Consider the following 13,796-nt stretch of genomic DNA (forward strand, 5'->3'; position numbering starts at 1 on the left):
TATGATGCAGCAACCACAAGTTCAGCACTTTTTTGATAAGCAGACCAATACCTTTAGCTATGTGGTGACAGATCCTGTCAGCCAGCGCTGTGCCATCATCGATAGTGTACTGAATTATGATGCGCCGTCAGCAACCATCAAGACCACACAGGCCGATTTAATCATCGACTACGTGCATAAAAATAGCCTAAGCGTAGAGTGGATTTTGGAAACCCATGTTCATGCAGATCACCTTACTGCATCGCAATATTTAAAAGCGCAATTAGGCGGAAAAATTGCAATGAGCAAAAAAATAGCCATTGTGCAGGAGACCTTTAGCGCAATTTATAATCTGGACATCAAACACTTTAATGCCAGTCAAAGCTTTGATCATCTGTTTGAAGATGGAGAAGCATTTAAAATAGGGGAGCTGGCAGCCTATAACATGCCTACACCTGGACACACACCTGCATGCTTAAGCTATGTCATTGGGGATGCGGTATTTGTAGGCGACACCTTGTTTATGCCTGATTACGGCACAGCACGCTGTGATTTCCCCAAGGGCAGTGCAGCTACTTTATTCGATTCCGTTCAAGCGCTTTACCAGCTGGATGATCAAATCCGGGTTTTTCTCTGCCATGATTATTTACCCCAAGGTCGGCAGGAATATCGCTGTGAAAGCAGCATTCAAGAGCAGAAGAACATTAATATTCACCTGAATGAACATACAACCAAAGCAGATTTTGTGGAAATGCGTAACTGCCGTGATGCGACCTTGTCTATGCCTAAACTGATTTTACCTGCCATTCAGGTCAATATGGATGGAGGGCGGTTTCCTGATCCTGAAGCAAACGGCATTCGCTATTTAAAATTGCCACTCAATTATTTTAAATAAGATCAAGCATGGAGTAGAAGTTTAATAATCTAGTGTTATTCCGTATGCCTAAGACACTATTCAAGATTTAAGTTTTTGATTTATTTTAAAATGATTCTGCCATTCTGGTCAGGATTGGAATTCTAATCTCTTTTATTCGATACATCTTAATAAAATACGAGATCTGAACTTATCTATCATTCAAAATAGCCTAAGTAAAAAAATATATACTTAAAATGGCAATTGATTAAATACCTATTATCGTCAAAGATAACCTATCTAAAAAGTTACCAAGGTCATTCCAAAAGCCATGATTTTAAATCACCAAATTCATCACAATGAAAGTACAGCAGAAAAAACACCACTCGTTTTTATTCATGGTCTTTTTGGTAGTTTAAGCAATTTAGGCATGTTGGCTCGTGCATTTTACCCATCACATCCGGTTATTCAGCTGGATGTACGTAATCATGGTCATTCAGCACATTCAGCTGAAATGAATTATGCCGTAATGGCGCAAGATATTTTAGAAACCTTAGATGCATTGAATATTCAAAAATTTTCCCTGATTGGCCATTCAATGGGTGGGAAAATTGCCATGCAACTGGCCAATAGTGCAACGGATCAATTAGAGCAGCTGGTGGTTCTGGATATGGCACCATTTGCGTATCAAGAAAGTCATCATGACCAAATTTTTAAAGCTTTATTTGCAGTAAAAAATGCACAGATTGAAAGCCGACAACAGGCGACCCAAATTATGCGTGAATATTTAAATGAAGAAATGATCATCCAGTTTTTAATGAAGTCCTTCAATAAAGGGCAATGGTTATTTAATGTTGATGCATTATTTCATCATTATTCAGAGATCTTGGATTGGAAGGCAATCCAGCCATGGCAAAAAGAGGTACTGTTTATTCGTGGCGGTAAGTCGGCTTATATCAGTAAAGATGAACATATCAGTGCGATCAAGCAGCAATTTCCACATGCCAAAATTCAGGTGATTGAGGATGCAGGACATTGGCTGCATGCTGAAAAAACTCAACAGGTTCTGGATGAAATGAACCAATATCTAAACTAAGTTCTCATGCACAAAGTAACAGCCAGATTAAAATCTGGCTGTTACTCAAAAGCTTCATTGCCATGCTTAGCTAACAGTTGACCTTCAGTAGTTAACTGTCCAGCCATTGCAGCTGTTTTTCTAAGTCCAGGCATGCGATATTCACTATGTCCATAATCTTGAATGGATGCCCAGCGACCACCCCAAGTTAAACCGACCGATTCAGCAACTGTTCCATAGAGTTGATAACCTTGCATTGCCCAAGGATTACGTTCTGAAATAATTACTTTACCGTTACGCTTAAATGCAATATCGGCAGCTAAACCAAATTGATGATAACTTTGAAAAGCTCTGGCACGGGTAATATGACTATTTCCAGCCAAGGAATTCTGGCGATCTGGACTACGATAACCCTCTAATAAAACCATTTCATAACCATAACGTTCTTGCATGATTTTAAATACCATTAATAAACGTTGTTTATAACGTGGATTCATTTTGTACCATTTACGATCGGCGGATAGCAGATCAGCATAGGAATTTTGCCTATACACATCTTCAATATTAGAGTTAACCCTCTCTGCAGGAATACTGAATTGAGTAGATTCAACATCTACAGCTGCATGCACCGCTTGTTCGATTAATGACTGTTCCACTTCGGCGGGTGGCGAAAGCATTTGCCCATCGAGCAAGGCATAAATTTGCGGATCAACTTCTCTTAAATAATCGGCTTCAATTCTGGTCGGATTTATGGGACGGGTAAAAGCAAAAATCACGATGCTGGAAAATAGCAAAAAACCTGCAACAAGAATCCACCATTGCTGTAAATGCCAATGCGACTGGAGTTGTTCAGGTGCCGCAGCATCATTTAACTGTTGAGCAAACTGCTTGGCCAAATAAATTTTTTTCTTACTTTGTGGAATAAAGACAAAAAAGAAGCCTTGGACTTTAATGCGTAAATCATAAGAAAATAACCATGCCAGACTGCAAGCCAGCAAGATAAAACCAGTAAAAATTGCAATAATCATGGAGATACGGCATTTTCTGGGTGCATGGCTGGTGCTTTAGTCTCAGAAATAATTACAGAATATTGCGATAATTCATCGGCTTCCACATCTTTTACTGCATTTTTTATAGGGATCTTGGGCTGATTCCCCCGTGTAGAATTTGAAGTGGTAGAGATGGGTATTACGATTTTTGTCGTTGCTTTAGCGGTAGTCTGGTTATGGGATGGATACTGCTGTGACCGAACTTGGCTGTGCATAGCATTTGGATGTTTTGTTATGGATTTTAATTGAGTTTGATGGTTAAAAAATTGGCTTAAATCACTCTCTTGTTCAGGCTGATGGATTTGAAGATCAAAGGGGTTGGCAGGTATTTCTAAGTCGGTCGAAATTTGCTGCTTATTTCCATTATTTTCTTTATTTCTCCCTACATCTTGCTCGAAAAGATCTGGGTGACTAGATACAGAATGACGCTGAATTTCTTGATGATCTAAACGGTTTAAATAGCTATATCTTACAGTCGCACTAAAAATAATGGCGGCACCAAAGCCTAAAATTCCATAGCACACTGCTGAATTATATTTATTTTTCGCAGGCTGAAATATTCTTAAAGAAGTGGGTTTTGGATTTGCCATTTGCTGATTTTTCTTTTTTAAATTTTTAGGGTAAATGAATCGTGATATAGGCCTGTTCTTTAGGCTGGCTAATTATATTCTGGTAAAGCGCTATGGATTTATCATTCTGATTTGAAAGCATAAAATTCAAGGATACAAATGACAGCAAAGCAAAAAACACCAAAAATATTAAAATCCAGAAAAATGGCAATTCACGATGAATGATATGTTTAATTTGATCAGGTAAGGCAGCAAAGGGTGAAAAAGAGGCTTTTTTGCCTTTTAAAAAGTCAATTTCATCGCCAACTCGTGCCACCAGATGGTTTAAACTTTGTATAGATTCAATTCGAAATTTACCGTGAAAGCCCAGTAGCATACAATAATGAAAGACTTCTAATGCTGCGAGGCGATCTTTACCCTGACGGCGAAGTGATTCCAAAATTTCAAAAAAACGATAACCTGCCAGTTGAGAGCCAAAAAGGCTTAACTGTAAAGGACTGATCATCCAGTTATTTTGTAACTCAAAAAATTGCACATCCTGTTGCGTTACAATAGTTTCATCCAGTAATGCGCAATACGCATATTGTGCATCATGAATATCTTCTGCTGAAAATTGCAGTTTTCGCGCCTGATTTTCAAAATGATTTAACAGATTTAAAATTTTGTCCCGAAAATCATCTGGATGGGCCGGAATATATTGATTCTTCAATAAAAAAACCACATAGAAACCATCATGCAATAAATCAACAAGATTAGTTGCATTCGTCACTTTAGTTTGAGTTGCCGTTGGGTTTAACCCGAGGCCTATTTGGCCATCATCAAATAGTGAAGGCGCAGGATTATTGACATTCATATATTGGCTCCTTAGCTATTGATCACGGCAATGACATCAACCGAAATATCCTGAAACCCAGCCGGGATATAAATACAAATCGACTCAGCATCCAGCATTCGCTGATACAATTCATTGTTTGGCTCAATTTCAAAATAACTGACCCCAGAACGTACTGGAATCGCGGTTGGAATTTGCATTAAGTGATGTAAAGGAATAACAGGCAGGGCAGCAACAACGCGTTGTTCAACGTCCACGGAATTACCGACTTTAAAACGCAGCGGTACCAATTGAACCAGTTCATGGCTTTGCATCATGCCGCTTGAAACAGCAATATAAAGCCGCGTGTCATGGGTAATTTTGTCGGACTCCAGACTTCCAATCCAGTAGGATGGACGCGCTTCTTTTAAGGCAATACTGATATAGCGATTTGAAATAATGGTATCGAGTAAATCGCGTAAAATGGCATCGAGCTGTGAAAAGCTTTCCTGTAAATGATGATGCTGATAATGAGGCAATTGATCCACTTCATATGCCGTAGAAAAGGTGAGCAGTGATCCAGTTAAGCGGAGCAATTCAAAGAATAATCGTTCCGGATGAATATGTGGATATTGTAAAAGATGATTCAGGGTGGCATATGCGGTATTTAAGGCATTGACTAACCAGAAAGAAACGATATCTCCTGAACGAAATTCAATAAGTTTTTGCTCATTTTCACGATTGTTGCTTTGAATGGTGTTAATTTTCGCCTGTATCACATTTAAGCTACGTTTTAAAACTGACATCAGGCTTGCAGATGCATCAATATGTAAGATGGGTGGAATAAACTTAGCATCGAATTCAAAATTTCCCGAACTTTGACGTTTAACTTTTGCCACCTGTAAATATAAGAAGCCATCTAGCTCATGATTGGGTTCAATATCCGATTCAAGTAGTTTAAATTCTGCACGGCGTCTTAATAAAGTGATATCTGCTGCTGTCGCATCGGTAAATAAATCATGTGTTTCAGTTAAATGTGAGTGATAGCGGCCAGGTTGGTGACTATTGTGACAAGATACATTCGGTTTATTCGGTTGTATCATCGGTAAAGCCAAATAAACCGTCATTTCTCCACGTAAAGTTAAATCATCCAGCTGAATCGGTTCGGGTAATAAGTCACGAGCTGGTGCCTGGTAAATCTCGCCATCTTGCCAGAGCATTTCCACTTTTTCTAAAGCCAGCACATGGGTACTTAATTGCATTTCATCAAATTCAATGGATTGGACACCATAAGCGAAAGGAATGGTGGAGCGTATAGTGTGATTTAAGCGCTGTTCATGATAGGCATCTTGTAATTGAAAATGCTGCGGACGTAAAAATAAACCTTCGCCCCAAAGAATTTTTTCTGCTTTAAACATTAAATTTACCAATCGTTATTTGTGTTATGAATATTGTTTTGTACACCCAAAAGTTCATGTACTATCTCTAAAGGATTTTCGTTTTTAATCACCTGGCTTAGCCATTCATGTAAAGGCATCTGGCTCCACTTAATGGTTTTTTGTAGCAGATAGCTGACCGGACTATGTGGCTCATTAAGCTGAAAATAATCGGCAATCTCTTGTAAAAGCTGCATGGCTTGTTCACGATTAGCCAAATGATTTTGCGCTTGTGGCTGAAATTTCTGTGTACGGGTTATGGCTGTGCTGCCAGTCCCATCAATAGCTGAGTCTATCGTTTCAGGTGAAATGGATATACCAGTGATGGGGGTTGATGGAGTTGTGATTGCTGCTACTGGATTAAGGGCATCAATTTTATAGATTTTTTTCAGACTGCCATGAATAGATTCCAGCTGAGCATCAATAGCTGCAAAACTTGGAGCATCTAGGCCCATTAAACCATCAAGCACATCTTTTAAAATATTCCACTGCTTTAAAATTTCTAAAAAGACTTGGTAATTTTGATATTGAAAAGATTTTGAACTATTCAATAATGCCTGTTCAAACTGCTCTAAGGAGGTGTGAAGATATATTTCACTGTTTTCTTCGCCATGCTTACGGCGTAAATTTTGATGATGCAATATACCGTCATAGTCCATTAAACAATAAAAAGGCGAAGTATCTTCTACAAGTGAGATATTCTTAATCAACACGGGCAGCTGATTAACCAGTCCTTGCAATAAGCCCAGACGTTGTTCCAAATCGCCATCTTCAATTTCAGGATATAACCACACCCAGAAATGACTTAAGCTAAGTTGGGTTAATTCCAAACCTTTGGCTACACCATCAAAACCATACAGCTTGGACCATGCTTCAACCAGCCAGCTATATAATCGAATATCTTTGGTTTTTTCAGTTAATAATTCAGTAGATTGGGTATGTACAAAACCCCAATCGGCCTGTTTGGGTTGAGCAATCCAGTCACCTTGATCTAATCGTGGATCATCCTGAATTTTTGCTTTTTTAATTGCATGAAATTCATTGGAGAGAGAACAGTCCATTCCACAAGGGGCTTCATCTGAAATTGCCTTTAATAATAATTCGAGTTCTAAACTCATGTTCTGCCTTTCTGATTTTTTTTAAAAGTTTTTATAAATTATGTTTCAGTGACTCTGGTTTTTTGAGTACGTTTTTTTGTTGTTTTTGCTACAGGATCGAGCTGATAAACAATGTCATTATCCTGAACTTTAATATAAATCTGCTTCGGTAAGTTTTGCTCTGCTAGGCAAACTAAAATGTGTGTGGCTAAAGCGGGTAATACTGACGCATTGAGGATGTTATCGACATTGCGAGCGCCACTATCCACTTCGGTACAACGGCTGAGCAGTAATTCAATCAGATCTTGGCTATAAGTAACGTGAATAGCGTATTGTTGTTCTAAGCGTGCAGTAATTTTACTCAATTTATGCTTGATAATGCGGATCAGTAAATCATCATGCAAAGGGAAGTAGGGCACGATTCGCATACGACCTAAAAATGCCGGTTTAAATTTTTTGTACAAACTAGGCTTGAGGAGATCAATTAATTTCTCTGCTGTTGGCCATTGCTTAACTGCTGAATTTAAGCAGGCTTGCATAATGCTACTTGAACCAACATTAGAGGTTAACAGGATGGTGGTATTTTTAAAATCAATTAGACGACCTTCACCATCTTCAAGCATGCCTTTATCAAAAACTTGATAAAATAATTCCTGAACATCACTATGGGCTTTTTCAATTTCATCCAATAAGACCACACTGTACGGGTTACGACGTACCGCTTCAGTTAAGATGCCACCTTGGCCATAACCGACATAGCCCGGAGGTGCTCCTTTAAGCGATGAAATGGTGTGGGATTCCTGATATTCAGACATGTTGATGGTAATCAGATGAGATTCACCACCGTATAATTCATGAGCCAGTGCTAAAGCAGTTTCTGTTTTACCTACACCACTTGGACCCACCAATAAGAATACCCCTTGTGGCTTATTGGGATCTTCAAGTTTGGCTTTAGCGGTTTTTATACCTTGAACCAGTTGATGTAAGGCATCATCTTGTCCCATAACTCGTGCTGAAAGTTTATCTTTTAAAGTCAGAATTTGTCTAATCTCATTATTGGCCATTTTTCCCACAGGAATTCCGGTCCAGTCAGAAATAATTTCATGAATAATCTGCGTATTCACGCGTTCAAAAACCAGCGGAGTCGTACCTTGAAGCTGAGCCAGTGCATGACGCAATTGAGCAATATTTGGATTTGAATGACTTGAAGTATCTTGATGTTCAATTTCTTTAATCTTGTTTACCAGCTGCAGTTCTTTTTGCCATTGAACTTGTGTATCACTGATTTCCTGAGCTAATGCAGAAATTTTAGCATTCAGCTCAATGATGCGTTCATGGTGAATCGGCATATTCTGCTGTTCTTGTTCTAGAATATCCTGTTCCAGATTCAGGTTATGCCATTGTGCCTGTAACTGATCTAGCTTAACCGGTTGTGCATTTTGAGTTAAGGCAACACGGGCTGCTGCGGTATCCAGCACACTGATGGCTTTGTCTGGAAGCTGACGCCCATTGATATATCGATGAGAACTATGCACTGCTGCAATAATTGCTTCATCATCAATTTGTACGTTGAAATGTTGGGTCATGACAGGAATCATGGCACGTAACATATCAATAGCGACAGCTTCAGTCGGTTCTTCCACCTTAACTACCTGAAAGCGACGACTGAGTGCTGCATCTTTTTCAAAAAACTGTTTATATTCAGCCCAAGTCGTTGCTGCAATGGTGCGTAATTCGCCACGCGCAAGCGCGGGTTTAAGCAGATTGGCCGCATCGTTTTGTCCAGTTTGACCACCCGCACCAATCAGGCTATGGGCTTCATCAATAAATAAAATAATGGGATGGTTAGAACTCTGAACTTCCTGAATGACCTGCTTTAGACGATTTTCAAATTCACCTTTAACACTGGCACCTGCCTGTAAAAGCCCCATATCAAGGATATGTAAATGAACATTTTTTAAAGCATCTGGAACTTGGTTATTCGCAATTTTCACAGCCAAGCCTTCCACTACTGCTGTTTTACCAACTCCAGGATCACCCGTTAAGATTGGATTGTTTTGGCGACGGCGCATTAAAATATCCAGCATCAATCGAATTTCAAACTCACGGCCAATCACTGGATCAATTTCACCTTTTTTGGCTTTTTCAGTTAAGTCAATGGTGTACTGATCTAAAGCAGGTGTTTTTAATATCTGTTTGGATAACTGCGTGGTTTTTATGGTCTCGGAATGAGTTGCATTCAGTTCCGATGCTTGTTCGATACTTTGTATACATACATCTAAAAAAGTATGTTTCATGTGATCTACTGGAAATAACTCAAATAAGCAAGAGGCACGGATAGCGATTTGATTAAGATCTGATGCTGTTAATAATGCCACCAGAAGATGACCAGTTCGAATCAAAGGTTTTTGTTCTGCCAAGGCTAATAACCAGGCTTGTTCCAATAAATGCTCGATTGATTTTGCGAAAATAGGAGTACGCGTATTGCCCTTAGGCAATTGTGCAATACTTTTCTTTAAATCATCCATCAATCCATGGCGTGATATTTTGTAGTTTTCCAATAGCAGTTGGATATCATGATTTGCATAATTATGTAGAATTTCTAAAAAAAAGTGTTCAATTTCTATTTCATAATTCTGTTGAGCTATGCAGCTATTTGCCGATTTTTCCAGTGCTATACGGGCACAAGAAGATAATTTTGTAATCAAAATTTTTAAATTATTCATATCACACTCAACATCTGTAAAGAACTTCAGTTTTTGTTATGTTTATATACTGAAATATCCTGATTTTATTATTTTTAAATTTTATTTATTTAAAATAATGTTTTATTAATTTTTTATAAAAAATATGTGCACATGATACACATAATTTTTATAAAATTAAAAAAAATATCTGGTGTTTTTTACATAAAAAAACAATAAAAAGTGTTATTTCACATTCCATCCCTGTTGACTTAGGGTGGTTATTTTTTGTTAAATCTGTGCATGGATAAAAAGTCAAAATAATAAATTAAAGACGATAAAATCATTTAATGTGCTTAAACATATACTAATAATTAAATTTATAACTAGAAAAATTAGAGGCATCTTTTGAATAAATATAAGTTTTTTTTACCTTTGCTGGTCATGCTATCGATCAGTCCATTCACATTTGCGAGCGAAAATAATATTGAACTCAAAAAAGCTTGCATTAAGGATTATCCTTTAGTAGGCGATGAAACCGATCCAGAATTATTAAATATTTATCGTCAGATATGTGATAGAAAAAATAAAAAAAATATTGAATTGAAAAATCAATTATCCATTCAAGCTGCTCAAAGATTTCAGGCCTTGGGTAAAAATCTAAAAGTTTTACAATTAGTAGATGACTTGCGTAAACAGAATATTCAGCGTAGAGAATTGACTGATGTGGCTTTTCTGGCTGGGTTAGGAATTGCCGAGAATAATTTACAGCATATGCGTAATCATGAAATGCGTTATCTGAATGAAGAAAGTACTTATCCTGCAGCAAAAGAATTGTCCGATCATATTCATAATGCACTACCAGAACCTGATACATCTAATGCTAAAGCTGTCACTGCAAACCGCATCAGATTAAAATCACGCGTGAAAACCACATTGAATACAAATCGTACAGCAGATAAAGCCACATCATTAAGCCGTCCCAAAAATTTCAATTTACAGAGCAAAATAATTAAAACCTCTGCACGGAATACTATTGCTGCAACAAAACCGCAAAGTAACAATTCTATAACTTCGGGTACAAGCCCATTTGCTTCATTTAATAAGAACTAAAATAGGATAGTCTTCATGGCTAAACGTGAAAGTGTACAAAAAAAATTACAACGCATTCGTCCACCCCGTGTACAACTGACTTATGATGTAGAAGTTGGCGATGGCAAAGAAATAAAAGAGTTGCCTTTTGTGGTTGGTGTGTTGGGTGACTTTTCAGCTGCTTCAGAATTAAAAAAGACCAAATTAAAAGATAAAAAATTTATCAATGTTGATTTGGATAACATTGATGAGGTGATGCAATCGCTGGCACCACGTGCTGCTTTTCAGGTTGAAAATACCTTGACCGAAGAAGGTGGTCGCATGTCCGTGGATTTAACTTTTAATGCAATGCAAGATTTCCGTCCCGAAAATGTCGTACAGCAGGTAGATCCTTTACGGAAGCTGGTTGAAGCACGAGAGCGTTTAACCGATTTGCGTAACAAGATTTCAAATAATGAACGTCTTGAAGACTTGCTGGATGAAATTTTAAAAAATACAGATCAAGTTCGGAAGCTAAGCGTGGAGGCAGAACATGAGTAATTTACAAGCTGCCACTGCCACACATACTGATGTTAAAGAATTTACTTTGCTGGATTCAATTGTTGAGCAAAGTCGTATCGCACGTAATGAGGAAGAACATGATCGTGCAAAAAGCCTGATTGGAGAATTGGCCAAAGAAGTCATGGCTGGAACCATAACCGTTTCCGAAAATATGACCTTGTCGATTGATAAACGAATTGCAGAAATTGATGCACTAATTTCCAAGCAGTTAAGCAAAATAATTCATCATGAACAATTTCAAAAAATTGAATCAACCTGGAGAGGCTTATATTATTTTTGTCAAGAAACACCGTCCCATTCTTTAATTAAAATTCGCATGCTCAATACCAGCAAAAAAGAACTGATTAAAGATTTTCAGGGGGCGACAGATTTTGATCAGAGTACGCTATTTAAAAAAATATACGAAGAAGAATATGGCTCATTTGGTGGTGCACCTTATGCCACATTGGTCGGTGATTTTGAATTTGACCGTACGCCATCCGATATGTATTTGCTGGAGCAGATTTCCCATGTTGCTGCAGCAGCGCATGCACCTTTTATTTCTGCAGCCAGTTCTAGCATGCTGGGCCTAGAGTCATTTACTGATATTGATCGCCCACGTGATGTTTCTAAAATTTTTGAAACTGCTGAATATATTCAGTGGCGTTCATTTCGCGAAAGCGATGATGCCCGTTATGTGGCATTGACCATGCCGCGCGTATTAGGGCGTCTGCCATATCATCCTAAAGATGGCACTGTTACTGAAGGGTTTAACTTTATAGAAGAAGTTACTGGTCAAAACCATGCTGAATATTTATGGATGAATGCAGCATATGCCTTTGCGACACGTTTAACCAATGCTTTTGATATGCATGGGTGGTGCGCAGCCATTCGTGGCGTTGAAGGTGGTGGCCTAGTTGAAGGTTTACCAGTACATACCTTCAAGACCAACGATGGTGAAGTGGTATTCAAGTGCCCAACTGAAATTGCCATTACTGACCGTCGTGAAAAAGAACTCAGTGATTTAGGATTTATCCCTTTAGTACATTGTAAAAATACCGATTATGCCGTTTTCTTTGGTGCCCAATCGGCTCAAAAACCTAAAAAATATGACAGTGATAGCGCAAATGCCAATTCAGTATTATCCAGTCAAATTCAATATATTATGGCCGTTTCACGTATAGCTCATTATTTAAAAGCCATGATGCGCGACAAAGTGGGAAGTTTTGCATCTGCGGGCAATGTGGAAGCATTCTTAAATGAATGGCTATCAAAATACGTTTTGTTAGATGATGGCGCATCACAAGAAGCTAAAGCACAATATCCGCTTCGTGAAGCATCAGTAAAAGTTGTAGAAAACCTGGCTCAACCTGGGCACTACAAGTCAGTGGTCTTTTTGCGACCACATTTTCAATTGGATGAGTTGTCGGTTTCATTGCGACTTGTTACTGAGTTACCTCAGTCTTCTAACTAAATCGCATGTTTAATTAGAATGCAATTTTATAATAATTTAAAAATAAACCAGGAAAATATAAAAAATGAAAGATATATACGTACAATTTCGAGGCAAATATAAAGTTGATGGCGAATCTCGTGATTCCGAGCACAAAGACTGGTTAGAAGTCAATTCTTGGGCACACAATATTCGCCAACCCAAATCTGCGACATCTTCAAGTGTAGGTGGCCATACTGCCGAGCGTGTTGAGCACTCAGATATGCTTTTTGTGAAAGATTTGGATGCAACAAGTCCAAAACTTTGGGAAGCATGTTCTGCTGGTTATACCTTTGACGAAGTTCAAATCGATTTTTACCGTGCCAATGGTGATAAGCGTATTAAATATCTTCAAATTAAATTAAAGCATGTGCTTGTTTCGAGCGTTACGCCAAATGTGAATGAAGAAGGTGTACCCACTGAATCATTAGGTCTGAAATATGCTGCCGTAGAATGGACCTATAACCAGCAAGATATTAATGGCACACAAAAAGGTGCTGTCACCAAGAAATGGTCACTTTCTAATAATACAGCTTCTTACGCTGCATAATGGACTGACCTAAATAGTGGCCAACTGCCGTTGGTCACTATGAGTGATTTTTAATTTTCATTATTAAATAATAAAAAAAACATGAACTTAGACCAATTATATCCGTACGGCTTTAAAAAGACTTTATTCGACCGCTTATTCGATGAAACTGAACAGCATGATAGAGGGATTTCACTTCAGCAATTACGAGAATCTGTAGCCTCGGATCTAGAGGATTTACTGAATAGTCGTATGGCGCTGTTGGATGGTGTAATTGATGATTTTCCTTTAGCAAAACAGTCTGTTTTGCTATTTGGGATTATTGATTTTGTCGGATTATCTACGGCCAATCCCATCGATCGGGATAAAATTTGTCAATCTATCGAACAATCAATTGCTGCGCATGAACCGAGATTAAAACAGGTTAAGGTCACCATGTTATTTGATGGTCATAATATGGGGGCATTGTCTTTAAGTATTCAAGCTTACTTAGACATTCAGCCTTTATTTGAGCCGGTTATTTTAGATGTATTACTGAAACCAACCACACAACAATATGTTATTTCCGCCAGATCTTAAGTGGGTTTGCT

Annotated in this window: 13 protein-coding genes; 7 read left to right on the top strand and 6 right to left on the bottom strand. The window is 38.2% G+C overall.

Going from position 1 to position 13,796, the window contains the following annotated elements; all coding sequences use genetic code 11:
- Nucleotides 1-4 precede the first annotated feature (4 nt).
- On the top strand, nt 5-874 hold the full coding sequence (locus B9T29_RS15405; protein WP_086176794.1) for an MBL fold metallo-hydrolase: 870 nt from the start codon (nt 5-7) through the stop codon (nt 872-874).
- A gap of 289 nt (nt 875-1,163) precedes the next feature.
- Nucleotides 1,164-1,928, top strand: a complete 765-nt coding sequence (locus B9T29_RS15410) for an alpha/beta fold hydrolase (RefSeq protein ID WP_086176760.1) — start codon at nt 1,164-1,166, stop codon at nt 1,926-1,928.
- Nucleotides 1,929-1,969: 41 nt separating this feature from the next.
- Here B9T29_RS15410 and B9T29_RS15415 read toward each other — a convergent pair whose 3' ends face one another.
- Genes B9T29_RS15415 through tssH form a run of 6 tightly spaced genes read right to left on the bottom strand, consistent with a single transcriptional unit; the run spans nt 1,970 to nt 9,595 of the window.
- Complete coding sequence (locus B9T29_RS15415; RefSeq protein WP_086176761.1) at nt 1,970-2,935, bottom strand: M15 family metallopeptidase; 966 nt, start codon at nt 2,933-2,935, stop codon at nt 1,970-1,972.
- On the bottom strand, nt 2,932-3,546 hold the full coding sequence (locus tag B9T29_RS15420) for a hypothetical protein (protein WP_086176762.1): 615 nt from the start codon (nt 3,544-3,546) through the stop codon (nt 2,932-2,934). The genes B9T29_RS15415 and B9T29_RS15420 overlap by 4 nt, the downstream gene beginning before the upstream one ends.
- 25 nt (nt 3,547-3,571) lie before the next feature.
- Complete coding sequence (gene icmH / locus B9T29_RS15425) at nt 3,572-4,378, bottom strand: type IVB secretion system protein IcmH/DotU (RefSeq protein WP_086176763.1); 807 nt, start codon at nt 4,376-4,378, stop codon at nt 3,572-3,574.
- Nucleotides 4,379-4,389: 11 nt separating this feature from the next.
- A complete protein-coding gene (tssK, locus tag B9T29_RS15430; RefSeq protein WP_086176764.1) occupies nt 4,390-5,754 on the bottom strand; it encodes a type VI secretion system baseplate subunit TssK in 1,365 nt (454 codons plus the stop codon).
- 5 nt (nt 5,755-5,759) lie between these two features.
- Nucleotides 5,760-6,890 carry a type VI secretion system protein TssA gene (gene tssA, locus B9T29_RS15435; protein ID WP_086176765.1) on the bottom strand — a complete coding sequence of 377 codons (1,131 nt, stop codon included), beginning with the start codon at nt 6,888-6,890 and terminating at the stop codon, nt 5,760-5,762.
- A 38-nt stretch (nt 6,891-6,928) separates the two neighbouring features.
- Nucleotides 6,929-9,595, bottom strand: a complete 2,667-nt coding sequence (gene tssH, locus B9T29_RS15440) for a type VI secretion system ATPase TssH (protein ID WP_086176766.1) — start codon at nt 9,593-9,595, stop codon at nt 6,929-6,931.
- A 366-nt stretch (nt 9,596-9,961) separates the two neighbouring features.
- Between tssH and B9T29_RS15445 the strand changes: the two genes are divergently transcribed.
- The 5 genes from B9T29_RS15445 (at nt 9,962) to tssE (ending at nt 13,785) form a co-directional block, all read left to right on the top strand.
- The gene (locus B9T29_RS15445; protein WP_228146632.1) at nt 9,962-10,666 is read left to right on the top strand and encodes a hypothetical protein; all 705 of its coding nucleotides are present in this window, start codon (nt 9,962-9,964) and stop codon (nt 10,664-10,666) included.
- A gap of 15 nt (nt 10,667-10,681) precedes the next feature.
- Nucleotides 10,682-11,185, top strand: a complete 504-nt coding sequence (gene tssB, locus B9T29_RS15450) for a type VI secretion system contractile sheath small subunit (protein WP_086176767.1) — start codon at nt 10,682-10,684, stop codon at nt 11,183-11,185.
- Nucleotides 11,178-12,659, top strand: coding sequence for a type VI secretion system contractile sheath large subunit (gene tssC / locus B9T29_RS15455; protein ID WP_086176768.1), 1,482 nt, complete (start codon nt 11,178-11,180; stop codon nt 12,657-12,659). Before tssB ends, tssC begins: the two co-directional genes overlap by 8 nt.
- Before the next feature lie 64 nt (nt 12,660-12,723).
- Nucleotides 12,724-13,227 carry an Hcp family type VI secretion system effector gene (locus B9T29_RS15460; RefSeq protein ID WP_086176769.1) on the top strand — a complete coding sequence of 168 codons (504 nt, stop codon included), beginning with the start codon at nt 12,724-12,726 and terminating at the stop codon, nt 13,225-13,227.
- An 81-nt stretch (nt 13,228-13,308) separates the two neighbouring features.
- Complete coding sequence (gene tssE / locus B9T29_RS15465; protein ID WP_086176770.1) at nt 13,309-13,785, top strand: type VI secretion system baseplate subunit TssE; 477 nt, start codon at nt 13,309-13,311, stop codon at nt 13,783-13,785.
- Nucleotides 13,786-13,796 lie beyond the last annotated feature (11 nt).

It is taken from the genome of Acinetobacter sp. ANC 3903 (genome assembly GCF_002135315.1).
Taxonomy (GTDB): Bacteria; Pseudomonadota; Gammaproteobacteria; order Pseudomonadales; family Moraxellaceae; genus Acinetobacter.

Coding starts and splice junctions, on each gene's coding strand:
- B9T29_RS15405 (WP_086176794.1), top strand. CDS start 5: ATGCAGCAACCACAAGTTCAGCACTTTTTTGATAAGCAGACCAATACC.
- B9T29_RS15410 (WP_086176760.1), top strand. CDS start 1,164: ATGATTTTAAATCACCAAATTCATCACAATGAAAGTACAGCAGAAAAA.
- B9T29_RS15415 (WP_086176761.1), bottom strand. CDS start 2,935: ATGATTATTGCAATTTTTACTGGTTTTATCTTGCTGGCTTGCAGTCTG.
- B9T29_RS15420 (WP_086176762.1), bottom strand. CDS start 3,546: ATGGCAAATCCAAAACCCACTTCTTTAAGAATATTTCAGCCTGCGAAA.
- icmH (WP_086176763.1), bottom strand. CDS start 4,378: ATGAATGTCAATAATCCTGCGCCTTCACTATTTGATGATGGCCAAATA.
- tssK (WP_086176764.1), bottom strand. CDS start 5,754: ATGTTTAAAGCAGAAAAAATTCTTTGGGGCGAAGGTTTATTTTTACGT.
- tssA (WP_086176765.1), bottom strand. CDS start 6,890: ATGAGTTTAGAACTCGAATTATTATTAAAGGCAATTTCAGATGAAGCC.
- tssH (WP_086176766.1), bottom strand. CDS start 9,595: ATGAATAATTTAAAAATTTTGATTACAAAATTATCTTCTTGTGCCCGT.
- tssB (WP_086176767.1), top strand. CDS start 10,682: ATGGCTAAACGTGAAAGTGTACAAAAAAAATTACAACGCATTCGTCCA.
- tssC (WP_086176768.1), top strand. CDS start 11,178: ATGAGTAATTTACAAGCTGCCACTGCCACACATACTGATGTTAAAGAA.
- B9T29_RS15460 (WP_086176769.1), top strand. CDS start 12,724: ATGAAAGATATATACGTACAATTTCGAGGCAAATATAAAGTTGATGGC.
- tssE (WP_086176770.1), top strand. CDS start 13,309: ATGAACTTAGACCAATTATATCCGTACGGCTTTAAAAAGACTTTATTC.